The organism is Citrobacter sp. BIDMC107 (genome assembly GCF_001037575.1).
Taxonomy (GTDB): domain Bacteria; phylum Pseudomonadota; class Gammaproteobacteria; order Enterobacterales; family Enterobacteriaceae; genus Citrobacter; species Citrobacter freundii.
Genome location: NZ_KQ089848.1, coordinates 3575341 through 3601920, shown reverse-complemented (window position 1 = coordinate 3601920; position 26580 = coordinate 3575341). Strand labels below are relative to the sequence as shown.

30 protein-coding genes and 3 tRNA genes are annotated in these 26580 nt (G+C 51.6%); 19 read left to right on the top strand and 14 right to left on the bottom strand.

The genetic code is table 11. The features are described 5' to 3' along the window. The first annotated feature begins 38 nt into the window (after positions 1–38). Positions 39–725, top strand: coding sequence for a DNA-binding transcriptional regulator CsiR (gene csiR / locus SK39_RS16880; protein ID WP_003037236.1), 687 nt, complete (start codon positions 39–41; stop codon positions 723–725). Positions 726–737: 12 nt separating this feature from the next. Here the strand turns inward: csiR and lysM are convergent, their stop codons facing one another. Then, positions 738–1187: a peptidoglycan-binding protein LysM gene (gene lysM, locus SK39_RS16875; protein ID WP_003037241.1), complete on the bottom strand. Its 450-nt coding sequence runs from the start codon at positions 1185–1187 to the stop codon at positions 738–740. 95 nt (positions 1188–1282) lie between these two features. After that, positions 1283–1441 (bottom strand): YqaE/Pmp3 family membrane protein, encoded by a 159-nt coding sequence (locus tag SK39_RS26095; RefSeq protein WP_003037242.1) that lies wholly within the window; start codon positions 1439–1441, stop codon positions 1283–1285. A gap of 184 nt (positions 1442–1625) precedes the next feature. Between SK39_RS26095 and SK39_RS16865 the strand changes: the two genes are divergently transcribed. The 3 genes from SK39_RS16865 (at position 1626) to SK39_RS16855 (ending at position 2732) form a co-directional block, all read left to right on the top strand. Next, positions 1626–1925, top strand: a complete 300-nt coding sequence (locus SK39_RS16865; protein WP_003037247.1) for an ArsR/SmtB family transcription factor — start codon at positions 1626–1628, stop codon at positions 1923–1925. A 9-nt stretch (positions 1926–1934) separates the two neighbouring features. After that, positions 1935–2462, top strand: coding sequence for a rhodanese family protein (locus SK39_RS16860; RefSeq protein WP_048217217.1), 528 nt, complete (start codon positions 1935–1937; stop codon positions 2460–2462). Between the two features lie 90 nt (positions 2463–2552). Continuing rightward, a complete protein-coding gene (locus SK39_RS16855) occupies positions 2553–2732 on the top strand; it encodes a hypothetical protein (RefSeq protein ID WP_003037253.1) in 180 nt (59 codons plus the stop codon). A 36-nt stretch (positions 2733–2768) separates the two neighbouring features. Here SK39_RS16855 and stpA read toward each other — a convergent pair whose 3' ends face one another. Next, on the bottom strand, positions 2769–3170 hold the full coding sequence (gene stpA, locus SK39_RS16850; protein WP_003839690.1) for a DNA-binding protein StpA: 402 nt from the start codon (positions 3168–3170) through the stop codon (positions 2769–2771). Positions 3171–3727: 557 nt separating this feature from the next. Here stpA and alaE point away from each other — a divergent pair. Next, entirely contained in the window at positions 3728–4177 is a 450-nt protein-coding gene (gene alaE / locus SK39_RS16845) for an L-alanine exporter AlaE (RefSeq protein WP_003037259.1), read from the top strand. A 36-nt stretch (positions 4178–4213) separates the two neighbouring features. On the opposite strand, the gene SK39_RS16840 is transcribed toward alaE, so the two are convergent. Both SK39_RS16840 and pdxR read right to left on the bottom strand, forming a co-directional pair. Further along, positions 4214–4564, bottom strand: coding sequence for a DUF2002 family protein (locus SK39_RS16840; RefSeq protein ID WP_044699663.1), 351 nt, complete (start codon positions 4562–4564; stop codon positions 4214–4216). Between the two features lie 248 nt (positions 4565–4812). Beyond that, a complete protein-coding gene (gene pdxR, locus SK39_RS16835) occupies positions 4813–6147 on the bottom strand; it encodes a MocR-like pyridoxine biosynthesis transcription factor PdxR (protein WP_048217216.1) in 1335 nt (444 codons plus the stop codon). 90 nt (positions 6148–6237) lie between these two features. Between pdxR and SK39_RS16830 the strand changes: the two genes are divergently transcribed. The 14 genes from SK39_RS16830 (at position 6238) to emrB (ending at position 20406) form a co-directional block, all read left to right on the top strand. Next, positions 6238–6669 (top strand): carboxymuconolactone decarboxylase family protein, encoded by a 432-nt coding sequence (locus SK39_RS16830; RefSeq protein ID WP_003839686.1) that lies wholly within the window; start codon positions 6238–6240, stop codon positions 6667–6669. 279 nt (positions 6670–6948) lie between these two features. Beyond that, the gene (gene nrdH / locus SK39_RS16825) at positions 6949–7194 is read left to right on the top strand and encodes a glutaredoxin-like protein NrdH (RefSeq protein ID WP_003037270.1); all 246 of its coding nucleotides are present in this window, start codon (positions 6949–6951) and stop codon (positions 7192–7194) included. Beyond that, positions 7191–7601: a class Ib ribonucleoside-diphosphate reductase assembly flavoprotein NrdI gene (gene nrdI / locus SK39_RS16820; RefSeq protein WP_003037273.1), complete on the top strand. Its 411-nt coding sequence runs from the start codon at positions 7191–7193 to the stop codon at positions 7599–7601. Before nrdH ends, nrdI begins: the two co-directional genes overlap by 4 nt. Next, positions 7574–9718 carry a class 1b ribonucleoside-diphosphate reductase subunit alpha gene (gene nrdE / locus SK39_RS16815; protein WP_048217215.1) on the top strand — a complete coding sequence of 715 codons (2145 nt, stop codon included), beginning with the start codon at positions 7574–7576 and terminating at the stop codon, positions 9716–9718. Before nrdI ends, nrdE begins: the two co-directional genes overlap by 28 nt. Positions 9719–9728: 10 nt before the next feature. Then, positions 9729–10688, top strand: coding sequence for a class 1b ribonucleoside-diphosphate reductase subunit beta (gene nrdF / locus SK39_RS16810; protein WP_016150870.1), 960 nt, complete (start codon positions 9729–9731; stop codon positions 10686–10688). 354 nt (positions 10689–11042) lie between these two features. Next, positions 11043–12245 carry a glycine betaine/L-proline ABC transporter ATP-binding protein ProV gene (gene proV / locus SK39_RS16805; RefSeq protein ID WP_003037282.1) on the top strand — a complete coding sequence of 401 codons (1203 nt, stop codon included), beginning with the start codon at positions 11043–11045 and terminating at the stop codon, positions 12243–12245. Further along, a complete protein-coding gene (proW, locus tag SK39_RS16800; RefSeq protein WP_003037285.1) occupies positions 12238–13302 on the top strand; it encodes a glycine betaine/L-proline ABC transporter permease ProW in 1065 nt (354 codons plus the stop codon). The genes proV and proW overlap by 8 nt, the downstream gene beginning before the upstream one ends. A 68-nt stretch (positions 13303–13370) precedes the next feature. Continuing rightward, positions 13371–14366 (top strand): glycine betaine/L-proline ABC transporter substrate-binding protein ProX, encoded by a 996-nt coding sequence (gene proX / locus SK39_RS16795; protein WP_003037288.1) that lies wholly within the window; start codon positions 13371–13373, stop codon positions 14364–14366. A gap of 191 nt (positions 14367–14557) precedes the next feature. Beyond that, complete coding sequence (locus SK39_RS16790; RefSeq protein WP_044713351.1) at positions 14558–15742, top strand: MFS transporter; 1185 nt, start codon at positions 14558–14560, stop codon at positions 15740–15742. 122 nt (positions 15743–15864) lie between these two features. Next, a complete protein-coding gene (locus tag SK39_RS16785) occupies positions 15865–16602 on the top strand; it encodes an AzlC family ABC transporter permease (protein ID WP_003839672.1) in 738 nt (245 codons plus the stop codon). After that, the gene (gene ygaH, locus SK39_RS16780; RefSeq protein WP_003037297.1) at positions 16592–16927 is read left to right on the top strand and encodes an L-valine transporter subunit YgaH; all 336 of its coding nucleotides are present in this window, start codon (positions 16592–16594) and stop codon (positions 16925–16927) included. The genes SK39_RS16785 and ygaH overlap by 11 nt, the downstream gene beginning before the upstream one ends. 90 nt (positions 16928–17017) lie before the next feature. Further along, the gene (gene emrR, locus SK39_RS16775; RefSeq protein ID WP_003037300.1) at positions 17018–17548 is read left to right on the top strand and encodes a multidrug efflux transporter EmrAB transcriptional repressor EmrR; all 531 of its coding nucleotides are present in this window, start codon (positions 17018–17020) and stop codon (positions 17546–17548) included. Between the two features lie 130 nt (positions 17549–17678). Then, positions 17679–18851: a multidrug efflux MFS transporter periplasmic adaptor subunit EmrA gene (gene emrA, locus SK39_RS16770; protein ID WP_048217214.1), complete on the top strand. Its 1173-nt coding sequence runs from the start codon at positions 17679–17681 to the stop codon at positions 18849–18851. Between the two features lie 16 nt (positions 18852–18867). Next, positions 18868–20406 carry a multidrug efflux MFS transporter permease subunit EmrB gene (emrB, locus tag SK39_RS16765; protein ID WP_003037306.1) on the top strand — a complete coding sequence of 513 codons (1539 nt, stop codon included), beginning with the start codon at positions 18868–18870 and terminating at the stop codon, positions 20404–20406. 48 nt (positions 20407–20454) lie between these two features. On the opposite strand, the gene SK39_RS16760 is transcribed toward emrB, so the two are convergent. From SK39_RS16760 to csrA, 9 genes are all read right to left on the bottom strand, one after another. Continuing rightward, on the bottom strand, positions 20455–21822 hold the full coding sequence (locus SK39_RS16760; protein ID WP_048217213.1) for a carbohydrate porin: 1368 nt from the start codon (positions 21820–21822) through the stop codon (positions 20455–20457). A gap of 346 nt (positions 21823–22168) precedes the next feature. Continuing rightward, positions 22169–22684, bottom strand: a complete 516-nt coding sequence (luxS, locus tag SK39_RS16755; protein WP_003037312.1) for an S-ribosylhomocysteine lyase — start codon at positions 22682–22684, stop codon at positions 22169–22171. A gap of 149 nt (positions 22685–22833) precedes the next feature. Then, the gene (gene gshA / locus SK39_RS16750; RefSeq protein WP_003037314.1) at positions 22834–24390 is read right to left on the bottom strand and encodes a glutamate--cysteine ligase; all 1557 of its coding nucleotides are present in this window, start codon (positions 24388–24390) and stop codon (positions 22834–22836) included. A gap of 77 nt (positions 24391–24467) precedes the next feature. After that, positions 24468–24896 carry a YqaA family protein gene (locus tag SK39_RS16745; RefSeq protein WP_003839664.1) on the bottom strand — a complete coding sequence of 143 codons (429 nt, stop codon included), beginning with the start codon at positions 24894–24896 and terminating at the stop codon, positions 24468–24470. Then, positions 24893–25459 (bottom strand): fructose-1-phosphate/6-phosphogluconate phosphatase, encoded by a 567-nt coding sequence (gene yqaB / locus SK39_RS16740; RefSeq protein ID WP_032938120.1) that lies wholly within the window; start codon positions 25457–25459, stop codon positions 24893–24895. Before yqaB ends, SK39_RS16745 begins: the two co-directional genes overlap by 4 nt. 247 nt (positions 25460–25706) lie before the next feature. After that, positions 25707–25783, bottom strand: a tRNA-Arg gene (locus SK39_RS16735). 90 nt (positions 25784–25873) lie between these two features. After that, positions 25874–25950, bottom strand: a tRNA-Arg gene (locus SK39_RS16730). Positions 25951–25953: 3 nt separating this feature from the next. Further along, a tRNA-Ser gene (locus SK39_RS16725) sits at positions 25954–26046 on the bottom strand. 336 nt (positions 26047–26382) lie between these two features. Beyond that, positions 26383–26568: a carbon storage regulator CsrA gene (gene csrA, locus SK39_RS16720; protein ID WP_000906486.1), complete on the bottom strand. Its 186-nt coding sequence runs from the start codon at positions 26566–26568 to the stop codon at positions 26383–26385. Positions 26569–26580: the final 12 nt, after the last annotated feature.

Below are 26580 nucleotides of genomic sequence, written 5' to 3'. Positions count from 1 at the left end.
CCCGGCGCAGGCCGGGAAATCCTTTCAGGAGTATGACCATGACCGCCATTCCCCAACCGACGGCCATTGATGGATACCGCTGGCTGAAGAACGACATCATCCGCGGTGTGTATCAGCCTGATGAAAAACTGCGTATGAGCCTGCTGACCTCACGCTATGAGCTTGGCGTGGGACCGCTACGCGAAGCGCTTTCGCAGTTAGTTGCCGAGCGGTTGGTGACGGTAGTAAATCAGAAAGGGTATCGTGTTGCCCCGATGTCAGAGCAGGAGTTGCTCGATATTTTCGATGCCCGCGCCAATATGGAAGCCATGCTGGTCGCGCTGGCCATTGAACGCGGCGACGACGCCTGGGAAGCTGAAATTCTGGCGCGCGCGCATATGCTTAGTAAGCTTGAAGCCATTGATGCCAGCGAACAGATGCTCGACGAGTGGGATCAGCGCCATCAGGCGTTTCACTCGGCGATTGTCGCTGGCTGTGGTTCACAATATCTGCTGCAAATGCGCGAACGACTGTTCGATTTGGCAGCGCGCTACCGGTTTATCTGGCTGCGAAAAACGGTGCTGTCGGTGGAGATGCTGGAAGACAAACACGATCAGCACCAAACGTTGACCGAAGCAATTCTGGCACGCGATGCCGCGCGCGCCAGCGAATTAATGCGCCAGCACCTGCTGACGCCGATTCCGATTATTCAACAGGCGATGTCCGGTAAATTGCTGACGGAATAAGCCTGAATAATATTACTGCTCCGGAATACGTAACACCTGCCCAGGATAGATTTTATCCGGACTTTTCAGCATGGGTTTATTCGCTTCAAATATCTGGTTATACAGGTTGGCATTACCGTAAACCTGTTTAGCAATAGCGCTCAGGGTATCCCCTGATTTCACGGTATAAAACTGGCTTTCGCTCGCGGGCGCAGAGGTTTTAACCTGATCATCTACGCTGGCAATACCGGAGATATTACCAATCGCGATCAGAATTTTTTCTTTCGCCTCCTGACTTAATCCATCACCAGAAACAGTGGCTTTGCCTTCGTTAATTTGCACGTCCACTTTATCCGCATCAGGGATGCCAGTTTTGTTCAGGTGTTCCTGCACTTTTTTTGCCAGATCGGCTGTGTCATGGTTTCCAGTGACCGCATCCCACAGTTTTTCACCCGCATCTTTTACAAAATTGAAGAGTCCCATATCCACCTCGGTAATTAACAATTAACACCCAAAAGTGTAGCAGAGGAGAAAGAGGGCCAAAGAAAACGGCGCCAAAGCGCCGTAGTTGAAAGGAATTAATTACGCGTCTGTATCCAGAAGGCATGGATCAAACCAGGGATGTAGCCCAGCAGCGTCAGAACGATATTGAGGATAAATGCCCAGCCGAACCCCTTCCCCAGCAGCACGCCAAGCGGGGGTAGAATAATAGTAAAAACGATTCTCCAGAAACCCATACACACTCCCTACAAGCAAAAAATTAATCATTGTTTAAAAAGAGATTTTATCTCTAAGAGTAGCCATTCTACCCAACTCCGCCAGCATTCCGCGGCTGTTTTACCCTCCTTTACGCTCTTTACGCTGGCGTACGTTGGTTGTTTATTTTAGAATATGCTTAATTTAGATTATGCTTAAATACATATGACTGAACTTGAACAACTCCAGGCCAGCGCTGAACAAGCTGCCGCCCTGCTAAAAGCGATGAGTAACCCGAAACGGTTGCTGATTTTGTGCATGCTCTGCGGTTCACCCGGTACCAGCGCAGGCGAGTTAGCCCGTGTTACCGGCCTTAGCCCTTCCGCCACTTCCCAGCATCTGGCGCGTATGCGTGAAGAAGGTCTGATAGAAAGCCAGCGCGATGCCCAGCGCATCCTCTACTCCATTAAAAATGCGGCAGTGAATTCGCTGATCGCCACATTAAAAACACTGTATTGCCCATAAGGAGCCATCATGACTATTGGGACGATTTCCCCGCGCAAGGCGCAGACACTGATCGCGCAAGGTGCAAAACTGATTGATATCCGCGACGCTGACGAGTATCTGCACGAGCATATTCCTGAGGCTCATCTGGCACCGTTGCCCGCGCTTGAACAGGGATCGCTGCCTGCGAATTTACGCGCCGAGCAGGTGATTTTTCACTGCCAGTCAGGCAAACGTACACAAAATGCGGCAATAAAACTGAGCGCCATTGCTGCGCCCGCGCAGGTCTGGCTGCTGGAAGGTGGAATTGACGGCTGGAAAGCCGCAGGGTTGCCGGTGGCGAAAGACAGTTCACAACCGTTACCGCTGATGCGTCAGGTGCAGATAGCCGCGGGTAGCCTTGCCTTACTCGGTGTTATTCTGGGTTACGCCGTCAGCAGTGCTTTCTTCCTGCTGAGCGGTTTTGTCGGGGCCGGGCTGATTCTCGCTGGCGTGACCGGCTTTTGCGGCATGGCGCGTCTGCTGGACAAAATGCCCTGGAACCGACGTACTCATTAAGCGGTAATCATTGAAACAGCACTGTACCCGCCGGTTGACGTGATCTATGGTGAGTTCTGCGATAAATGATAAATAAAGGAGCGCAACAATATGTTTAAACCTGGCGATCTGGTTCAACCGCGTATGGGCGGTCCAAAACTGAAGGTTGTTGAAGTCAATGACGATCAAATTGTGGCGGTACAAGCCAGTAATGAAAACGGTGATAAATTCACGCTGAAAGCAGCTGATGTCACGCGATATACCGAAGAGGGTGATTTCGGCGTTTGCTGAAAATAAGCGGTGAGGATCTCCTCACCGCCTTCGTAATTAGATCAAAAAGTCATCAAGAGATTTACCGGTAGCCAGCGCCTGGGCAATTGGCTTCGGTGTGCGACCTTGCCCAGTCCATGTTTTCGTTTCACCATTGAGATCGATAAAACGATATTTCGCCGGGCGCGGTTGGCGTTTTTTAACTGAACGTGTCGTAGCAGGTGTTATGCTCAGCAGCTCCTCCGGGCTGATCCCGTCTGCCTGCATCTGCGCCAGCAAGGCATTAATTTTTGCCTGCTGTTCTGCGCGTTGGCGCTGTAGCTGTTCTTCTTCATCGCGCCGTTCTTTGGTCACTACCCTGAATTTTTCAAGCATATCTTCCAGTACATCAACGGAAAATTCACGAGCCATTGCACGCAGCGAGCGGATATTATTTAAGTTTTTTAACATTGAACTCATATTAACAAAACCTCTTTAACGTAAAACATAAAAATGGTATTACGCTAAATATTGTATGCAACTGATTATTATATTTCCAGTCTAATTTATTCGCAGGTCATTAAACAAATAGCCAACTCTGATATTTATAGCATCCATTCTGCTATCGCTCAGACAATATATTCTATGACCCTGATTGCAGCTTTGAATATACCTGCAAGGTATCTCAGTGCGTCACTTAAGAAACAGGCCATAGCATCGCGTGGAACCAACGAGTATACATATTGCACATCAGTCAACATTCAGAAAAGGCGCGCAAAAAATTCAGAAAAACAAGCAAAAATAACTCTTTGATCTAAAAGAATTTTAATTAACACAGCAACGAAAACACCAAAACGAACAAAAAACAAACCATTGCAGAGCATTTTATCGACAAAAAGGCAATAAATAAAAATTTTAAGCTAGTTGCTAGTTATTATCCAGGCAGATATCCTATTAAAACGCGAAAGCATCAAGACAAATCACTAGCAGTTAAGGTATTCAAAACCTTTTTCCCCCTTTTTACAAGGAGCATTAACATGTTCTCTCCGCAGTCACGCTTGCGTCATGCAGTAGCAGACACGTTCGCGATGGTTGTTTATTGTTCTGTCGTGAACATGTTGATCGAAATATTCCTTTCTGGAATGAGCTTCGAACAGTCGCTGTATTCCAGATTAGTCGCTATCCCTGTCAACATACTGATCGCGTGGCCATACGGCATGTACCGTGATTTGTTCATGCGCGCGGCGCGTAAAGCCACGCAGGCAGGATGGGCAAAAAATCTGGCGGATGTGCTGGCTTATGTCACCTTCCAGTCGCCGGTGTATGTGATTATTCTGCTGACGGTTGGCGCGGACTGGCACCAGATTACGGCTGCAGTAAGTTCGAACATCGTGGTATCAATGCTGATGGGCGCTGTCTATGGCTACTTTCTTGATTATTGCCGCCGCTTGTTTAAGGTCAGCAGCTATCATCAGGCTAAAGCCTGACACGCTTCTTTGCGACTGGCACTGCCAGTCGCGTTATTAGTTAGAATTAACGTCGCCAAACAACCCGCTCAGATAACGCTCAAGCGCAATACGCGAGCTAAAGCCATGCGGAATACCATAATGCTCATGAGTATCTCCGGCTAAATACAGCGGGAATTGCTGATAATGATCGCAGGTTTTAATATCCGTCGCCGGTTCTGCCAGCGAAGAGCTGCGCTCTTTTAGCGTGGGATGGATAATTAATGCGGTACGTCCCATGCGTGCTTCACGGTTAACGTACACATAATTTTCGCCACGACGATAGCCGTACGTTTTCTGCGTCACTACATCAACGGTAAAGCCCACTTTTTCAAGTACGCGCGCCACCTCATCAGGTCGTAAATACATATTATTTTCCTCGTTATCTTTTACTGCGGGCTTACCTTACCTGATTCAGCATTAGCAACGCTTTCAGAAAAGTCCATAAACGGGTGGCGATGGTGGGACGCATATCGTAAGAACCTTATATACCCTAAATAATTCGAGTTGCAGGAAGGCGGCAAGGGAGCGAATCCCCAGGAGCTTACTAAAGTAAGTGACTGGGGTGAACGAACGCAGCCAACGCACATGCAACTTGAAGTATGACGGGTATAGATTTATGTCAGCGCCATCCGCAGTTGGTACGCCGCCTGTTGCGCCATTTCCGCCGAGCTGATATTGGTAAATGACAGCAATATTCCCCCCTTTCCTTCTGACGTTATTCGCCAGCGGCTTAACGCCTGAACAGCTAACCCGGCCTGATTCGCTTTACGCACCAGCGCAACATCATCTCCGTCCACACTCATCACCAGTTGAATCCCACCTTCCTGAGGAATGACGCTAAATCCTTGTTCGGTCAGGGCGTTTTCCATCCATTGTCGTCGTTCGGCATAATGTTGTCGCATACGTTTTAAGTGTCGCCAGAAGTGGCCGTCTCGCATAAAATCCGCCAGCGTTTGCTGCCATAGAACCGGGACGCTACAGGCCGTTAGCGCCGCTTGTTGGCGAAAGTGTTCAACCTGGGTCAGGGGCACCACCAGCCATGCCGTACGCAAAGCCGGAAACATCGATTTGCTGAACGTTCCGGCATAAATCACCCGCTGGGGCGCATCCAGACTTTTTAGCGGCGGCAACGGCTTACCGTGGTAACGAAATTCACTGTCATAGTCATCTTCGATTACCCACGCCTGCGCACGAGTCGCCCACTCCAGCAACTGGTGGCGACGGTCTAAAGACAGTGCTACTCCCAGTGGGCTTTGATGTGCGGGAGTGAGCAGTACAAAACGCGCCTGCGGGTAGTCGCGAATCCCGGCGCTGACATCCAGACCATCGGCATCCACCGCTACCGGCTTCAACTCAATGCGTTCTTGAGCCACCACGGGCCGAATCAGCGGAAAGCCGGGATCTTCGACCCACATTCCCTCTCCGGGATGCGCCAGAGCGCGCAGGATTAACGTCATTGATGCCGCATAACCTGAAGTGATAAAAATCTGCTCTGGCTGGCATTCAATGCTGCGTGAGACCCGCAGGTAATCCACAATCGCCTGACGTAACGCCCGCTCGCCACACACATCGCCCACCGCCAGATCAAAACGCGTTTGGGTGCGCAAACGCCGTCCCATCACCCGCGCCCAGACTTCGCGCGGAAAAAGATCGAGTGCGGGTAATCCCATCTGAAAAGTTTGCGGTCTGGGATTTTCTCCGGCAAAGATGGCAGGAGATGCAGACGCCCTTTCTGGTTGCAGTTGCTCACTGACAAACGTTCCTGCCTGTCCACGCCGCGCGAGCCAGCCCTGCGCCACCAGCTCTGCATAGGCATTTTCCACCGTCGAGCGTGATACTCCCAGCTCCTGGGCCCAGGTCCGACTGGAGGGCAATCTGGTACCGGGCTTGAGTTCACCTTTCTCAATTGCGTTTTTTAACTGACGGGCGATTTGCTGATAGCGCGGCATTTATGGTCTGCTTTTTTGGTAACAATATGGCTCTCTGTAGCAGTCCATTATAGTGCTACATTGCGGCTCATCCAAACGAGGAGAAATACCATGACCATGTTACGCCAGCCCTATTATGAACTCAGCCCCGAAATCTATAACGCTCTGGTTCAGGCAAGCAAAGCGCTGGAGAACTGCGCGCTGGAACCTACGCTGACGGAACTGATTTACCTGCGGGTCTCGCAAATCAACGGCTGCGCCTTTTGTCTGGAAATGCACAGTAAAGCACTGCGCAAATCCGGAGTTGCGCAGGCCAAACTGGATGCGCTGGCAGGCTGGCGGGTGAGTCACCACTTCAGCGAGCAGGAACGTGCGGCGCTGGCGTGGGCCGAATCGGTCACTCAAATTGCCACTACTCACGCCGAAGATGACGTTTATCTGCCGCTGCTCGACCATTTCAGCGCGAAAGAGATTAGCGACCTGACATTTGCCATTAGCCTGATGAACTGCTTTAACCGCCTGGCGGTGGGGATGCGCATGTGATTCTGCGCTTCCGGATGGCGGCATAAACGCCTTATCCGGCCTGGGAAGTGCTTTCCTGTAGGCCGGATTAGACGCGACGCGCGCCATCCGGCAACCTGCGATGGTACATATCACTTCCCCTGCCATGCCCATCACCCAGCCCATCATCAATCTAAAATTCCCATATCTTGTATGGTTGAATCTTTTTAAAACCACATCTAGTATCTTTCCTATCAGGACACACACAACCCGACGCCCTCTATCGCGCCGATCTTTTATTTTTAAATGGAAATACGAATCATGCGTATTATTATTTACACTCGCAATAACTGTGTTCAGTGCCATGCCACCAAACGGGCAATGGAAAGTCGTGGTTTTGACTTTGAGATGGTAAACGTCGATTTACAGCCCGATTTGGCTGATAACCTGCGCGATCAAGGGTTTCGCCAGTTACCGGTCGTAGTCGCGGGTGAAACCAGTTGGTCAGGGTTTCGCCCGGACATGATCAACCGTCTGCATCCGGAACACCGTGTGGCCAGCGCATGAGTCAGCTCGTCTACTTCTCCAGCAGCTCCGAAAATACGCACCGCTTTATGCAGCGTCTGGGGCTGCCTGCCATCCGCATTCCGCTTAACGAACGCGAGCCGATCCGGGTAGACGAACCTTACATATTAATCGTGCCGTCCTACGGCGGCGGCGGCACTGCTGGCGCGGTCCCAAGACAGGTGATCCGCTTTTTAAACGATACGCACAACCGGGCGTTAATCCGTGGAGTGATCGCCTCCGGCAATCGTAATTTCGGTGACGCCTACGGTCGCGCGGGTGATGTCATCTCACAAAAATGCGGCGTGCCGTGGCTCTATCGCTTTGAGCTGATGGGCACCCAAAGCGATATCGACAACGTTCGAAAAGGAGTGAGCGAATTTTGGCAACGACAACCGCAGAACGTGTAATGCAGCCAACGCTGGATTATCACGCCCTGAACGCCATGCTGAATCTGTATGATAAAGCCGGGCGCATTCAGTTCGACAAAGACCATCAGGCGGTGGAGGCCTTCTTTGCCGCACACGTCCGCCCCAACTCGGTGGCGTTTGCCAGCCAGCAGGAGCGCCTGGAAACGTTGGTGGATGAAGGCTATTACGATGCCAGCGTGTTAGCCCGCTACGATCGCGCGTTCGTGCTGAAGCTATTCGCCCACGCCCACGCCAGCGGATTCCGTTTCCAGACGTTCCTCGGCGCATGGAAGTTCTACACCAGCTATACGTTGAAAACGTTCGACGGTAAGCGCTATCTCGAAGACTTTGAGGATCGGGTAACGATGGTGGCACTCACGCTGGCGCAGGGCGATGAAGCACTCGCGATGCAACTGACCGATGAAATGCTCTCCGGGCGCTTTCAGCCCGCCACACCAACCTTTTTAAACTGCGGTAAACAGCAACGCGGCGAGCTGGTCTCCTGCTTCCTGTTGCGTATTGAAGACAACATGGAGTCTATTGGTCGGGCGGTCAACTCCGCACTTCAGCTCTCCAAACGCGGCGGCGGCGTGGCATTTTTGCTCTCCAACCTGCGCGAGGCAGGTGCGCCCATTAAACGCATTGAGAACCAGTCCTCTGGGGTGATCCCGGTAATGAAAATGCTGGAAGATGCGTTTTCTTATGCGAATCAACTCGGAGCACGTCAGGGCGCAGGCGCGGTGTATCTGCACGCACACCATCCGGATATTTTACGTTTTCTCGATACCAAGCGCGAAAACGCCGACGAGAAAATCCGCATCAAAACGCTCTCGCTTGGCGTGGTGATCCCCGACGTCACCTTCCGGCTAGCGAAAGAAAATGCCCGGATGGCGCTGTTCTCACCGTATGACGTGGAACGGATTTACGGCAAACCGTTCGGTGATATCGCCGTGAGTGAGCGGTATGACGAACTGGTGGCCGACGAACGCGTGCGCAAAAAATACATTAACGCCCGCGAATTCTTCCAGCGGCTGGCCGAGATCCAGTTTGAGTCTGGTTATCCTTACATCATGTTTGAAGATACGGTGAATCGCGCCAATCCGATTGCCGGTCGGATCAATATGAGCAACCTGTGCTCGGAGATTTTGCAAGTTAACAGTGCCTCCACCTACGATGAAAATCTCAATTACGAGCAGATCGGGCACGATATCTCCTGCAATCTCGGCTCCTTGAACATTGCCCATACCATGGATTCACCCGATTTTGGTCGTACCGTGGAAACGGCGGTTCGCGGCTTAACCGCCGTTTCGGACATGAGCCACATCCGCAGCGTGCCTTCGATCGACGCCGGGAACAGCGCGTCGCACGCGATTGGTCTTGGGCAGATGAATCTGCACGGGTATCTGGCGCGGGAAGGGATCGCCTACGGCTCGCCGGAAGGGCTGGATTTCACCAATCTCTATTTCTACACCATCACATGGCATGCGCTGAATACGTCAATGAAGATCGCTCGCGAGCGGGGTCAAACCTTTGCCGGATTCAAACAGTCACGCTACGCCAGCGGCGAGTATTTTAACCAGTATCTGCAGAGCGACTGGCAGCCAAAAACCGACAAGGTCCGCACACTGTTTGCCGCCAGCGGCATTACGCTACCGACGCGCGAGATGTGGTCACAGCTGCGTAAAGATGTGATGCGCTACGGCATTTATAATCAGAATTTACAGGCGGTTCCGCCCACCGGTTCTATCTCCTACATCAACCATGCCACGTCAAGCATTCACCCGATCGTGTCGAAAGTAGAGATTCGTAAAGAGGGCAAAACCGGGCGCGTTTACTACCCTGCCCCGTTTATGACCAATGAGAATCTGGCCTTGTATCAGGATGCCTACGAGATCGGTCCACAAAAAATCATTGATACCTACGCTGAAGCAACGCGGCATGTCGACCAAGGGCTTTCACTGACGCTCTTTTTCCCCGATACCGCCACCACGCGCGATATCAACAAAGCGCAGATTTACGCCTGGCGTAAGGGCATCAAATCCCTGTACTACATCCGACTACGCCAGCTGGCGCTGGAAGGCACCGAAATCGAAGGCTGCGTGTCATGCGCGCTGTAAGGAGGAGAAAATGACATTATCCCGCGTGAGCGCCATCAACTGGAACAAGATTGAGGATGATAAAGATCTTGAGGTATGGAACCGTCTGACCAGTAACTTCTGGCTCCCGGAAAAGGTCCCGCTCTCCAATGACATTCCGGCCTGGCAAACGTTGAACGCAGCCGAACAGCAGCTAACAATCCGCGTTTTTACCGGGCTGACGCTGCTCGACACCATTCAGAATGTTGCCGGAGCACCAGCGTTAATGACTGATTCGTTAACGCCGCATGAAGAGGCGGTGCTGTCGAATATCAGCTTTATGGAGGCGGTGCACGCCCGTTCCTATAGCTCTATTTTCTCCACCCTTTGCCAGACCAAAGATGTGGATGCAGCTTACGCCTGGAGTGAAGAAAATACCCCACTCCAGCGCAAGGCGCAGATCGTTTTGGCACATTACGCCAGCGACGAACCGCTGAAGAAAAAAATAGCCAGCGTGTTTCTGGAATCCTTCCTGTTCTATTCTGGCTTCTGGTTACCGATGTATTTCTCCAGTCGCGGTAAACTGACCAATACCGCCGATCTCATTCGTCTGATCATTCGTGATGAAGCGGTTCATGGGTATTACATTGGTTATAAATATCAAAAAGGTCTGGAGCATATTTCCGAATCAGCACGCGAAGAGTTAAAGCATTTTGCCTTTGACCTGTTGATGGAATTGTATGATAACGAAGCGCGTTATACGGAAGAATTGTATGCAGAGACCGGCTGGGTGGATGACGTCAAAGCCTTCCTTTGTTACAACGCCAATAAGGCATTAATGAATTTGGGATATGAGGCGCTATTTCCGCCTGAAATGGCGGAGGTTAACCCGGCAATCCTTGCCGCGCTGTCGCCCAACGCTGACGAAAACCACGATTTCTTCTCGGGTTCCGGTTCATCCTATGTGATGGGAAAAGCGGTCGAAACCGAAGATGACGACTGGAATTTCTAGCACTCATTTTCACGGGAAATACCGTACATTTTTCGCGGAAATATTTTAACAGGATCACACTTTTGTCGTGCAAATATAATTGTGTGATCTACACTCAATATCAGACGCATTATTCGCCTGCATTCCAGCAATTCAGGCGACTTTTCATTGCCATTTACAAAAAATATTAAGCCGCTCACATTCGCGCTCAGCCCTTATATCACGGGAAGTCCCGCCACCTGGCCTTTGGCAATATTCATGCCACAACCAAATTCAGGGTTGTCTCAGATTCTCAGTATGTTAGGGTAGAAAAAGGTCACTATTTCCATCAGGTAATATATCGATATAAACAAATAACAGGAATCATTCTATTGCATGGCAATTAAATTAGAAGTTAAAAATCTCTATAAGATATTTGGAGAGCATCCGCAGAGAGCCTTCAAATATATTGAAAAAGGACTTTCAAAAGAGCAGATTCTGGATAAAACGGGGCTATCGCTTGGCGTTAAGAACGCCAGTCTGGCCATTGAAGAAGGCGAGATATTTGTCATCATGGGATTATCCGGTTCGGGTAAATCCACAATGGTACGCCTTCTCAATCGCCTGATTGAACCCACCCGCGGGCAGGTATTGATTGACGGCGTAGACATCGCCCGGATATCCGATGCTGAGCTTCGCGAGGTGCGCAGAAAAAAGATTGCGATGGTGTTCCAGTCCTTTGCCCTGATGCCGCACATGACGGTGCTGGACAATACGGCGTTCGGCATGGAATTAGCCGGTGTTGGTGCGGATGAACGTCGTGAAAAAGCGTTAGATGCGCTACGTCAGGTTGGTCTGGAGAATTATGCTCACGGATACCCGGATGAACTTTCCGGGGGTATGCGCCAGCGTGTAGGCCTCGCCCGCGCATTAGCCATTAACCCTGATATCTTATTAATGGATGAGGCCTTCTCAGCCCTCGATCCATTAATTCGTACTGAGATGCAGGATGAACTGGTAAAACTACAGGCGAAGCATCAACGCACCGTGGTCTTTATATCGCATGATCTCGACGAAGCTATGCGTATTGGCGACAGAATTGCCATTATGCAAAACGGTGAAGTGGTCCAGGTCGGCACGCCGGATGAAATCCTGAATAATCCAGCCAATGATTATGTACGCACCTTCTTCCGCGGCGTTGATATTAGCCAGGTCTTCAGTGCGAAAGATATTTCACGCCGTAGCCCCGAAGGTTTAATTCGTAAAACGCCCGGGGTGGGCCCACGTTCGGCGCTGCAATTATTGCAGGACAAAGATCGCGAATATGGTTACGTGATCGAACGCGGCAATAAATTCGTTGGCGTTGTTTCAATCGACTCCTTAAAAACAGCGTTAAGTCAGGCGCAAGGTATTGAAGCGGCATTGATCGATGAGCCGTTAGCCGTAGATGCACAAACTCCTCTCAGCGAGTTGCTTTCTCATGTCGGCCAGGCCCCGTGCGCGGTGCCGGTTGTTGATGAGGAACAGCAGTATGTGGGCGTCATTTCAAAACGCATGCTGTTACAGGCTTTAGATCGTGAGGGGGTAAACAATGGCTGATCAAACTAATCCGTGGGATACCACACCAGCGGCCGACAGCGCCGCACAAACTGCCGATGCCTGGAGCACGCCATCCGGTGCGCCCACTGATGGCGGTGGCGCGGACTGGCTGACCAGCGCCCCCGCGCCGGCACCAGAGCATTTCAATATTATGGATCCGTTCCATAAAACGCTGATCCCGCTGGACAGCTGGGTCACAGAGGGGATCGACTGGGTCGTTACCCATTTCCGTCCAGTCTTCCAGGGCATTCGTGTCCCGGTGGATTACATTCTCAACGGTTTTCAACAGCTGCTGTTAGGTATGCCAGCCCCGGTGGCGATTATCCTGTTCGCGCTGATTGCCTGGCAAATTTCCGGCGTTGGGATGGGCGTTGCTACGCTGATTTCCTTGATTGCCATCGGTGCCATCGGCGCGTGGTCGCAGGCCATGATAACCCTGGCGCTGGTGTTGACCGCGTTGCTGTTCTGCGTGGTGATCGGTCTGCCGATGGGGATCTGGTTGGCGCGCAGTCCACGGGCCGCAAAAATTGTTCGCCCGCTGCTGGACGCCATGCAAACCACACCCGCGTTTGTCTATCTGGTGCCGATTGTCATGTTGTTCGGTATTGGTAACGTCCCGGGCGTAGTGGTGACGATTATCTTCGCCCTGCCGCCAATCGTACGTCTGACTATTCTGGGAATTAACCAGGTGCCAGCCGATCTGATTGAAGCCTCGCGTTCGTTTGGTGCCAGCCCGCGTCAGATGCTGTTTAAAGTGCAGCTCCCGCTGGCAATGCCCACCATTATGGCCGGGGTTAACCAGACGCTGATGCTGGCGCTCTCAATGGTCGTCATCGCGTCGATGATTGCCGTTGGCGGGCTGGGTCAGATGGTTCTGCGCGGAATTGGTCGTCTGGATATGGGGCTTGCCACCGTCGGCGGAGTTGGGATTGTGATCCTCGCCATCATTCTGGATCGCCTGACGCAGGCCGTTGGTCGCGATTCGCGTAGCCGTGGCAACCGTCGCTGGTACACCACTGGTCCCGTTGGGCTTATCACTCGCCCTTTCACGAAGTAATTCACCCGTTGCCCGGTGGCGCATTGCTTACCGGGCCTACACGTCCCTCCAATAATTAAGGAACAACGATGCGACAGAAAGCAATTATTGCCACAGCGTTTGCCACCCTTGTCTCCACCAGCACTTTCGCTGCCGACCTGCCGGGCAAAGGCATTACCGTACAGCCAATCCAGAGCACTATCTCTGAAGAATCCTTCCAGACGCAGTTAGTCGCTCGTGCGCTGGAGAAACTGGGTTACACCGTTAACAAAACCAGCGAAGTTGACTACAACGTCGGCTATACCTCCATTGCCTCTGGCGATGCAACTTTTACCGCCGTGAACTGGCAGCCGCTGCATGATGATATGTACGCCGCGGCGGGCGGAGACAAAAAGTTTTATCGCGAGGGGGTATTCGTTACGGGTGCCGCACAGGGTTATCTGATCGACAAAAAAACCGCTGAGCAGTACAAAATCACCAATATCGCCCAGTTAAAAGATCCGAAGATCGCCAAAATCTTTGACACCAACGGTGACGGAAAAGCCGATATGATGGGCTGTTCACCGGGCTGGGGTTGTGAAGCAGTAATCAACCACCAGAACAAAGCCTTTGATCTGGAAAAAACCGTCGAGGTCAGCCACGGTAACTATGCAGCGATGATGGCTGACACCATTACCCGTTTCAAAGAAGGTAAACCCATTCTTTACTACACCTGGACACCGTACTGGGTCAGCGACGTAATGAAGCCGGGTAAAGATGTGGTCTGGCTGCAGGTGCCGTTCTCTTCCCTGCCAGGCGAGCAGAAAGATATTGATACCAAGCTGCCAAACGGTGCCAACTACGGCTTCCCGGTGAACACGATGCATATTGTCGCCAATAAAGCCTGGGCGGAGAAAAACCCGGCTGCGGCGAAACTGTTTGCCATCATGAAGCTGCCGCTGGCGGATATCAACGCGCAGAACGCAATGATGCACGACGGGAAAGCGTCTGAAGCCGACGTGCAGGGTCACGTTGACGGCTGGATCAAAGCCCACCAGCAGCAGTTTGACGGCTGGGTGAACGAAGCGCTGGCCGCGCAGAAATAACCCACTCGTAGGCCTGATGAGCGTAGCGTCATCAGGCACAATAACCATACCAATGCCGGATGGTGGCGCGATGCGCCTTATCCGGCCTATCTACCCTCCTCCAATCGCACAATCCATCACTCAACAAATCAGCAACATTTAATCACTTCCGTTATGATTGTTTTCTGCAATCCATTATTCAGTTGAAAACCATGACGAAAACAACTCAGGGACTTAGCCCTTCGCTAATCCTGTTAATGTCTATCGCCACCGGCCTCGCCGTCGCCAGTAACTATTATGCGCAGCCGCTGCTCGACACCATCGCGCGCAACTTTTCGCTCTCTGCCAGTACCGCAGGGTTTATCGTCACCGCGGCCCAGCTCGGCTACGCCGCCGGCCTGCTATTCTTAGTGCCGCTCGGCGATATGTTTGAACGCCGGATGCTGATTGTCTCCATGACGCTGTTAGCGGCTGGTGGCATGCTGATCACCGCCAGCAGCCAGTCGCTGGGTATGCTGATCCTTGGTACTGCCCTGACCGGGCTGTTCTCGGTCGTGGCACAGATTTTGGTTCCGCTGGCGGCAACACTTGCCACACCGGACAAGCGCGGTAAGGTCGTCGGCACGATTATGAGCGGCCTGCTGCTAGGTATTCTACTGGCGCGCACCGTGGCGGGATTACTGGCGAATCTTGGCGGCTGGCGCACTGTATTTTGGGTCGCATCAGTATTAATGGCGCTGATGGCGGTTGCACTGTGGCGCGGCCTGCCGAAGATGAAATCCGATACCCATCTCAACTATCCGCAGCTGTTAGGCTCCGTATTCAGCCTGTTTATTAACGATAAATTGCTGCGTACCCGCGCGATGCTGGGCTGCCTGACTTTTGCCAATTTCAGTATTCTGTGGACCTCGATGGCATTTTTGCTCGCCGCGCCGCCGTTTAACTATTCGGAAGGAATGATTGGTCTGTTCGGTCTGGCGGGTGCCGCAGGGGCGTTAGGCGCACGTCCGGCGGGCGGTTTTGCCGATAAAGGTAAATCCCACCTGACCACAACCATGGGGCTGCTGTTACTACTGCTCTCCTGGCTTGCTATTTGGTTTGGGCATGCTTCAGTCCCCATGCTGATTATCGGTATTCTGGTGTTGGACCTCACCGTTCAGGGAGTGCACATCACCAACCAGACGGTTATCTATCGCATTCATCCTGACGCGCGTAATCGCCTGACCGCCGGATACATGACCAGCTATTTTATTGGCGGAGCGGCAGGTTCGCTGATTTCAGCCTCTGCCTGGCAGCATGCCGGGTGGGCTGGCGTTTGTCTGGCAGGTACGACCGTTGCCATACTCAACCTGTTGGTCTGGTGGCGAGGTTTTCACCGTCAGGAAGCCGTAAATTAAGCGTATAACGCATGTTTACCGCTGATTGGGCTCCACAGGGTGTTAAGGAGCCCATCAGTCTGCTAAGGTTATAACTCATTGAACCAAGTTATATTAATTTCGGTAATGAAACCTATAACCCTATGGAAAGCCCTGTACCCCAGTCTGAATCCAGTTCGGCAACGTTAACGGAAGGATTCAAAGACAGCCTGCCAATAGTTATCAGCTATATTCCGGTCGCTTTTGCATTTGGTCTCAATGCCACTCGCCTTGGCTTTACGCCGGTTGAAAGCGTCTTTTTCTCCTGCATTATCTATGCGGGAGCCAGCCAGTTTGTCATTACCACCATGCTCGCCGCAGGCAGTTCGCTGTGGGTCGCCGCGCTGACCGTCATGGCCATGGATGTCCGTCATGTTTTGTACGGCCCTTCCCTGCGTAGTCGGATCGCCCAGCGACTGAGTAAACCCAAAAGCGCGCTGTGGGCTTTTGGCCTTACCGATGAAGTCTTTGCCGCTGCAACGGCGAAACTGGTACGGGATAACCGGCGCTGGAGTGAAAACTGGATGATCGGCATTGCGCTATGCTCCTGGGCCTCCTGGGTGTTTGGTACGGTGCTCGGCGCGTTTTCCGGCAGTGGTTTACTCAAAGATTACCCGGCGGTTGAAGCGGCACTGGGCTTCATGCTCCCGGCGCTGTTTATGAGCTTCCTGCTCGCGTCATTCCAACGAAAACAGGCGCTTTGCGTGACTGCGGCCCTGGCCGGGGCGCTGGCTGGCGTCATGCTGTTTTCCATCCCTGCCGCTATCCTTGCAGGTATTGTCTGTGGATGCCTGACGGCGCTCATCCAGTCATTTTGGCAAGGAGGTCCTGATGAGCTATGAAGTTCTGCTACTTGGCCTGTTGGTCGGCTGCGTAAATTACTGTTTTCGCTATTTGCCGCTCCGTCTTGGGGTCGGCAATGTTCGCCCGACGAAGCGCGGCGCGACGGGCATATTACTCGACACTATTGGCATTACATCAATTTGCGCCCTGCTGGTGGTGTCTACCGCGCCAGAAGTGATGCACGACGCTCGTCGGTTCGTGCCTACTCTGGTGGGGTTTGTCATACTGGGTGCAAGCTTCTATAAGACCCGCAGCATCATCATTCCAACGTTACTGAGTGCTCTGGGCTATGGATTAGCCTGGAAAATGCTGGTTGTCTTATAGATAAAAACAATCATTTTAAATTAATAATACATTTACTTTATTTGTCACTGTCGTTACTATATCGGCTGAAATTAATGAGGTTATACCCAAATGGATAGTTCGTTTACGCCCATTGAACAAATGCTAAAATTTCGCGCCAGCCGCTACGAAGAGTTCCCTTATCAGGAAGTGCTTCTGACTCGTCTATGCATGCACATGCAGGGCAAGCTGCTGGAAAATCGCAATAAGATGCTGAAAGCTCAAGGGATTAACGAGACGTTGTTTATGGCGTTGATTACGCTGGAGTCTCAGGAAAACCACAGTATTCAGCCTTCTGAACTGAGTTGTGCGCTTGGCTCGTCACGTACTAACGCTACCCGCATCGCGGATGAGTTAGAAAAACGTGGCTGGATCGAACGTCGCGAAAGCGATAACGATCGCCGCTGTCTGCATCTGCAATTGACCGAGAAAGGCCATGCATTTTTGCAAGAGGTGTTACCGCCTCAGCATAATTGCCTGCACCAGCTCTGGTCGTCTCTTAGCACCACCGAAAAAGATCAGCTTGAGCAAATTACCCGTAAACTTCTGACCCGTCTTGATCAGATGGAGCAGGATGGCGCGGTGTTAGAAGCGCTGCGCTAAGGCGTCGACTCGCTCAGAAATCCAGATTTATAAATGAAAAAACCGACAGGCCAGCACGCATACTGCTGGCCTGTCTGACAAACAGGTCGGCTCAGCCGATGTGAATAAAAAGAAGATCGTGGAGAACAACATGAGCGCAAATGCGGAGACTCAAACCCCGCAGCAACCGGTCAAGAAGAATGGCAAACGTAAAAGTCTGCTTCTCCTTCTGACCTTGCTCTTTATTATCATTGCCGTGGCATATGGGATTTATTGGTTTTTAGTACTGCGTCATTACGAAGATACAGACGATGCGTACGTGGCAGGGAACCAAGTTCAAATCATGGCGCAGGTATCAGGCAGCGTGACGAAAGTCTGGGCTGATAACACTGACTTTGTAAAACAAGGCGATGTGCTGGTCACCCTCGACCAGACAGATGCCAAACAGGCATTTGAAAAAGCCAAAACTGCGCTGGCCTCCAGCGTGCGTCAGACGCACCAGTTGATGATCAACAGCAAGCAGTTACAGGCCAACATTGAAGTGCAGAAAACAGCTCTGACGCAGGCACAAAGCGATTTTAATCGCCGTGTCCCGCTGGGCAATGCCAACCTGATTGGCCGCGAAGAGCTGCAACATGCGCGTGATGCCGTCGCCAGCGCTCAGGCTCAGCTTGATGTCGCAATCCAACAATATAATGCTAACCAGGCAATGATTCTCGGCAGCAAGCTGGAAGATCAACCCGCCGTACAACAGGCCGCCACCGAAGTGCGCGATGCCTGGCTGGCGCTGGAACGTACCAGAATTGTCAGCCCAATGACCGGTTATGTATCCCGTCGCGCCGTACAGCCTGGTGCGCAGATTAGCCCAACCACGCCGTTAATGGCGGTTGTTCCGGCCACCAACCTGTGGGTGGATGCCAACTTCAAAGAAACACAGCTCACCCACATTCGTATTGGCCAACCCGCGACGGTTGTCAGCGATATTTATGGCGATGACGTGAAATATACCGGTAAAGTTGTCGGCCTCGATATGGGAACGGGCAGCGCCTTCTCCTTGCTGCCAGCACAAAACGCGACCGGTAACTGGATCAAAGTCGTCCAGCGTCTGCCGGTGCGTATCGAACTGGATGCGCAGCAACTGGCACAGCATCCTTTGCGGATCGGTTTGTCTACGCTGGTTACAGTCGATACCTCCAATCGTGACGGACAAATTCTGGCAAGCCAGGTCCGCACCACGCCAGTATCAGAAAGTAATGCACGTGAAATCGACCTTGCTCCGGTCAATAAGATGATCGAAGAGATCGTGCGGGCCAACGCGGGCTAATTCAAAGGTGCGTGTGATGCAACAGCAAAAACCGCTGGAAGGCGCGCAGCTCGTCATAATGACGATCGCGCTGTCCCTGGCGACATTCATGCAGGTGCTGGACTCCACCATTGCTAACGTGGCGATCCCCACTATCGCCGGGAACCTCGGCTCTTCATTGAGCCAGGGAACCTGGGTGATCACCTCATTCGGGGTAGCGAACGCTATCTCTATTCCAATCACCGGCTGGCTGGCAAAACGCTTTGGCGAAGTAAGACTCTTTATGTGGTCAACTATCGCCTTCGTCATTGCGTCATGGGCATGCGGGATGTCCACCAGCCTGAACATGCTGATTTTCTTCCGCGTAATCCAGGGTATTGTCGCCGGTCCATTAATTCCGCTGTCACAGAGCCTGTTGCTGAATAACTATCCACCCGCCAAGCGTTCCATCGCCCTCGCGCTATGGTCGATGACGGTGATTGTTGCCCCGATATGTGGTCCTATTCTGGGGGGCTATATCAGCGACAACTATCACTGGGGCTGGATATTTTTTATCAACGTGCCAATCGGGGCTGCGGTGGTATTGATGACCCTGCAAACCCTGCGCGGTCGGGAAACCAAAACCGAGCAGCGGCGCATTGACGCCATTGGTCTGGCACTGCTGGTCATCGGTATCGGCAGTTTGCAGATTATGCTCGACCGCGGCAAAGAGCTGGACTGGTTCGCCTCGCAGGAGATTATCATCCTGACGGTGGTCGCCGTGGTTGCTATCAGCTTCCTGATCGTCTGGGAGCTTACCGACGAGCACCCGATTGTCGATCTCTCGCTGTTTAAGTCGCGCAACTTTACCATCGGCTGCCTGTGTATTAGCCTGGCCTATATGCTCTACTTCGGCGCCATCGTCCTGCTGCCGCAGCTATTGCAGGAGGTTTACGGCTATACGGCAACCTGGGCTGGTCTGGCGTCCGCGCCGGTTGGGATTATTCCGGTGATCCTGTCGCCAATAATCGGTCGCTTTGCGCACAAGCTGGATATGCGTCGGCTGGTGACATTCAGTTTTATTATGTACGCCGTCTGTTTCTACTGGCGTGCGTGGACGTTCGAGCCGGGTATGGACTTTGGCGCATCGGCCTGGCCGCAGTTTATTCAGGGGTTCGCAGTAGCCTGCTTCTTTATGCCGCTGACGACCATTACGCTGTCCGGTTTACCACCTGAGCGTCTGGCGGCTGCATCGAGCTTGTCTAACTTTACGCGAACGCTGGCCGGCTCTATTGGTACATCGATTACAACAACGATGTGGACTAACCGTGAGTCGCTGCACCATGCGCAATTGACGGAATCCGTTAACCCCTACAACCCAAATGCTCAGGCAATGTACGACAAGCTGCAGGATTTAGGGATGACGCACCAGCAGGCGTCAGGGTGGATAGCTCAGCAGATCACTAATCAGGGTCTGATTATTTCCGCCAACGAAATCTTCTGGATGTCGGCGGGGATCTTCCTGGTTTTGCTTGGTCTGGTATGGTTCGCTAAACCGCCCTTCGGCGCGGGCGGCGGCGGCGGTGGAGCGCACTAACTATCTGATAAAAGGGATCTGCGGATCCCTTTTTTATTGTGGCCAGCATCAGAAATAATATTTGAATCTCAGGCGTCCGCCGTAACGTGCATCTTCGCTGTTGTCGCCATTGTTCGGATCGGCCTCAACCCATGAGGCATAAGCACCGAGATAGATATTAAAGTTTCTCATATTCATTACGTTAGGGAATAAGTATGAGGCATGGATGGTGTGAATATCATAGCTGCCCGGATCGGTGATCCAGCAGTCTTCCTCGCAAACGGCTTCCAGGTTAGTGGCATTGAAAGCGTCAATGTTGTTATGCGCATAGATATAGCCCAGTTCTAATCGATGCCACAACGCGTTTACCCCAGCGGTAAAATCGGTCTCATCGGTCGCGTCCATATAAGCAGTATTCAGGTTAATCACCGCGCCGTCTTCCGCATCGGTTTTTTGTCCGTCCCAGGTCATGGTAAAACCATACCCCGTACGATCGGACTGATCGATCCACTTCCCGTTCTCATAATAGCCGTAGGCGTTGTTAACGACGTTACTTTCCATCGCCACTGCCGTCGAGAAACGCCCGTTTTGCCAGGCGATCACCGGGCGCACGTAAGCCACGTTTTTATCATTGGTTAAGTCCATCCCGTGGTACTGCTTCTCGGTATAGAGCGTACTGCCATTTTCCATCAATGTATTCACTTCAAAATACCAGTTATCGATGGTTTTACTTATCAGGAAATTACCGCCGCTGTCGCTACGTCCACGCCCCTCTTTCATCATATAAATATAGCCATAGCCATCACTGTAAAGATCATTCGCCGTATTACCTGAATATTCAATAAACGTATCCTGATTCAGCGGGAACATATCGTACGCTTCAAAACGTCCGACCTTAATTTGCCAGTCTTTTTCCTGGCCAAAAAAGAACACTGCATCATCGAGATTCATTTTTCCGGTCAGGTCTGCCAGCGGCTGAACTGAGAATCCGGCGAAATTACCGTTATTCAGTCGTTGGTAGCCATCAAACCCTAATAGCAGACGCCCGTTGATATCCCAACGTTCATTCGTTCCCGGCGCCCAATCTTTATTTGCCGAAGTTCTGGTTGATGTCAGACTACCAGAGCGGCTTGCCGCATCCATATTAAACTCAACGTCGCCATAGAACTTGATATCGCTAAAACCGGATAGCGTTAACTTGGGTGGATTTTCCGTAGAGGCGGAGGGTTCAGCAGACTGTACTTGCACCGTCGGCGCTGCAGCTACCTGCTGCTGCCTCAGCGAGCGAATTTGCGATTCAGCATCTGCGGCTCGCTGTTCGGCATTAATCACGCGCTGCTCCAGTTCAGCAAGACGCTGTTCAATAGCGGTATTTGCTGCCCAAAGGTTATGCGAAAAGCAAGCGCCGACCACAAGCGCTAAATATTTCACCTTCATTTTTTATCCCTAAAGTTTAATGTATACCAGATAAGATTTGATAAAAACCCCATCCACCAGCGATGAAAAGAGTCTTTTTATTACCTGGATATCTGGCGTATTCCATTATGTTTTTCTATTAATTATTTATGTTTTTTGATTTATGTGATCGGTGTGAGCTGGCATCGTTAATTATCCATTATTTTCTGTTTACCAGATCACGTTTTGTTATTTAACAGGTCACCAATTAATTAGCTTAAATTATATTCCTGTCGTAAATATAATAGATATAGATTATATGACAAAATAAAAAACCCCGGACATAAACCGGGGTTAATTTAAATACTGGAACAGCTAATCAATAAGACTAAATATGCAGTTCCTGCAATTTCTCTTTCGGCAGCGCCAGCTCTTCATTGCTGTTCACGCGTACATCACGCTCCAGAATATGACGCGCGATATCCTGTGCTTCGCTAAGAGAGTGCATCTGATACGTACCGCACTGGTAAACGTTCAGCTCCGGGATCTGGTTCTGATCCTGTACTTTCAGCACGTCCGCCATTGCCGCTTTCCACGCATCGGCAACACGCTGCTCGTCCGGCGTACCAATCAGGCTCATGTAGAAGCCGGTACGGCATCCCATCGGAGAGATATCAATAATCTCAACGCCATTACCGTTCAGATGGTTACGCATAAAACCTGCAAACAGGTGCTCCAGCGTATGGATACCTTTCTCAGGCATGACTTCTTTGTTCGGAATGCAGAAACGCAGATCAAACACGGTGATTGCGTCGCCATGCGGGGTGTTCATCGTTTTTGCAACCCGGACCGCGGGAGCTTCCATCCGGGTGTGATCGACAGTAAAACTATCTAACAACGGCATTTAGCCACCTCCGATAAATTTTTTAAAAATAATCTGAACTCTTTGTTCCGGGGCGAGTCTGAGTATATGAAAGACGCGCATTTGTTATCATCATCCCTGTTTTCAGAGATGAAATTTTGGCCACTCCCGAGTGGCCTTTTTCTTTTGTATCAAGCGTGCTTTTCCAGCCACACGCTAAACGGCTCAGTATCAGCCGCTTCGATCTCCTGCTGACGACGCTTCGAAGCCTCGGTTTCAGCAATAAATTCAGCTTCCTGCAATATTTCTAATGGCTCTTCACGCAGCAGATTTCGGTAAGCCTCACCCAGCGCTTTGCCCGTACCGCCAATGCCTTCATCAATCATAGACCGTAGGATCCGGGCAGAGAAAGTCAGTTCAGGATTGTCAAAACAGACAACCAGTTCATCACAGACCTTCTGATACTCCTCTCCCCCATCGATGCTGTCCAGCGTTTGTGCCACGCGTTTCAGATCGCGGAACAAATCTTTCCCAACCTTAGGCAGCGGGAACTGGGCCGTTTCACAGCCAATACCTAACGTCAGTCCTGGCTTGCGACCTTCGAGAATCACGCGATTCCAGTTTTTACGCGTACACAGCAATTCATCGCTGCTCATTTCCGGGGCATCGGCCAGCGCACACCAGACCATAAACAGATCGAGGAAGCGTACCTGCTGCTCGTCCACGCCGATCGGTGAGAACGGGTTGATATCCAGCGAGCGTACTTCGATGTACTCGATACCGCCACGCAGAAGCGCATCAGACGGCGTTTCACCACGACGAGTGACGCGTTTCGGACGAATAGGCGCATACAGCTCATTTTCAATCTGCAGAACGTTGCTGTTGATTTGCAGACGCTTACCGTCTTTCTCCAGACCGATCGCTGCGTACTCCTCGGAGGGCGTTTTAATCGCGCGCTTTAATCCTGCCACATACTCATGCAAATCGTTAAACGTAATTCCAAGATTGCTTTGCGACTTATTGGTATAGCCCAAATCACTCAGACGCAACGAGGTCGCGTACGGCAGGTAGTACATCCCGCAGTCGGTTTTTTCAAACGGCAGAGTTGTTGGTTTTCCTTGCAGGAATGAGGAACAAATGGCCGGAGAGGCGCCAAACAGATACGGGATCACCCAACCAAAACGGTAGTAGTTGCGGATCAGACGGAAGTAGCCCGCGGAGATCTTCTCTTTAGCATCTTCGCCTTCGGTTACGCCGCACTTCGCCTGCCAGAAAGCCATTGGCAGCGAGAAGTTGTAGTGTACGCCTGAGATTGTCTGCATCAACGCACCGTAACGGTTTTTAAGGCCTTCACGGTACAGCGTCTTCAGGCGACCGGTGTTCGACGTGCCGTACTGCGCCAGTTCGATATCCTGGCCTTCGGCAATATAGCAAGGCATGCTCAACGGCCACATACGCTCGTCGCCCAGGTTTCTGGCGGTATAACGATGCAGGTCGCGCATGAATGTGAGCATTTTCTCAATGTCATCGCCTGGCGGAGTGATAAATTCCAGCAGCGCTTCGGCAAAGTCAGTAGTTATCCATTTATGCGTTAGCGCTGAGCCTAACACCTCAGGATGGCCTGTCGTTGCTAATGACCCATCTGCATTAACACGCAGCGTTTCGCGCTCCAGACCACGTTGAATCCCCTTTAACGCCTGAGGATGGTTTTCCAGCCAGGCCAGCGCCTGTGATACGTCCGGGATCAAATTGACCTCCCGCCTGTCAAAATCGTTTTAATTAGCATAATGGTATTGGTTACCCTGAAGGCTATCTCACAACACAATTAGTGCCACCACATAATGCCTTGCGTCGTAACCGCTGCGACAACAACATAGCGCAGCGCCTTGCCAAGGCATAAGAAAAAGAGAACTGGACCCCACGAGATGCGCATCCACCCGGCTAACAGGCACAATAAATCACCTACAACCGGCATCCAGCTTAATAATAGTGTGACAGCGCCATAGCGCCGCAGCCAGCCAGTGGCTTTTTCTTGCCAGCGCGATGTTTTACGCAAAGGAAAGAAACGCCCAAGGATAACGTTAGTTAACCCTCCAAGGCTATTACCCATTGTTGCTGTTAAGACTAAGACCCAGGGATGACTTATCCCGGAGACCAGCAAAGCAACTAAAACAACTTCAGAATTGCCGGGTAATAGCGTGGCGCTGAGAAAACTACTGGCAAACAGTGACAGGAGCGACAGTCCATCACTCACAATAACCGGACATCCACGGCGTCCATTCCCGCAGCGTGCGCCGCCTGTATTCCAAAATCGGCATCTTCAAACACGACGCAACGCGCCGGAATAACCCCCATACGTTCGGCACAAAGCAAAAACGTATCAGGAGCAGGTTTGTGGCGTTGTACGTGATCGGCTGCGACGACAGCATCAAAATAGCGACGCAGTCCAAGGTGAGCGAGCAGCGCTTCTGCAATTGCGTTTTCACTCCCCGTTCCTACTGCCATAGGCCGACGCCCATGCCAGGCTTTCACGACGTCAACCAACGGCAGAGGCTGGACGCTATCCAGCAACATGCTTTTCACCTTGTCAGTTTTCTCGCGCGCTAAGGCATGGGGGTCAAGATCGGCATGATTCAATTCAATTACCGACTGGGCAATACGCCACGTTGGGGAGCCGTTGAGGGCGACCATGGCTTGTTCATCAAACCGCAGCCCATAATGCCCCAATACCTCATGCCACGCCTTACGGTGCGTTGGCTCAGTATCCAGGATGGTGCCATCCATATCAAAAATCAAACCCGCATAACGTTCGTACATCGTCTTCTCACAAGCCGAATGACCAGACGTTATTTTATCGTAATTGATTGATTTTGTCGCTGACAGCGAATTGAGGGGTGTTCAGAGAGTATGTGGAAATAATTTAAAGGGGGAGATGGTGCATCCGGGAGGATGACTCACTAGCGTTCGCCCTGCGGGCCGTTGCTGGAGCAACGTTATCCTTCCTGGTGCTCGCGATTATCTCGCAGACCATGAAACAACAGTTTTGCTGCTATCTCGGAGAAGATGGTGCATCCGGGAGGATTCGAACCTCCGACCGCTCGGTTCGTAGCCGAGTACTCTATCCAGCTGAGCTACGGATGCATCAGGAAAACTTACTTACTGCAGATTTGATATCGCTGCTAAAGTGATATCGATTTCCGTAACAACGCTAATGCGTTATTGCAGAGAAGATGGTGCATCCGGGAGGATTCGAACCTCCGACCGCTCGGTTCGTAGCCGAGTACTCTATCCAGCTGAGCTACGGATGCAAATGGCGGTGAGGCGGGGATTCGAACCCCGGATGCAGCTTTTGACCGCATACTCCCTTAGCAGGGGAGCGCCTTCAGCCTCTCGGCCACCTCACCAACACGCCTCTTGCGAGTGCTTCGAAGAACTTGTTTCTGCTCATCGTCGCTGCGTGGCGCACATATTACTTTCTGGGACTTATAAGTCAAACAATTTTTCCAGAGCTTTTATCGTTTGCACATTTCACGCGCAATTAGTCTGCAAAAACGGCAAAAAGAGTGTTTTATCAACAGATAAATTGGCAATTTCCTGAAGCAGTGAACAAACGGAAACTTCGTCGGGAAAGGCATTACGCCCAGTGGAATCGAAAAAATGGGGAGGACGAAGAAGAAAAGAGAAGAAAAAGGGTAACTCAATCAGGTTGCGCCTCACCAGAAAGGTGAGACGCGAAAACCTTAGTAACTGGACTGCTGGGATTTTTCAGCCTGGATACGCTGGTAGATCTCTTCACGATGGACAGAAACTTCTTTCGGGGCGTTTACGCCAATGCGCACCTGGTTGCCCTTCACCCCTAAAACTGTCACGGTGACCTCATCGCCTATCATGAGGGTCTCACCAACTCGACGAGTCAGAATCAGCATTCTTTGCTCCTT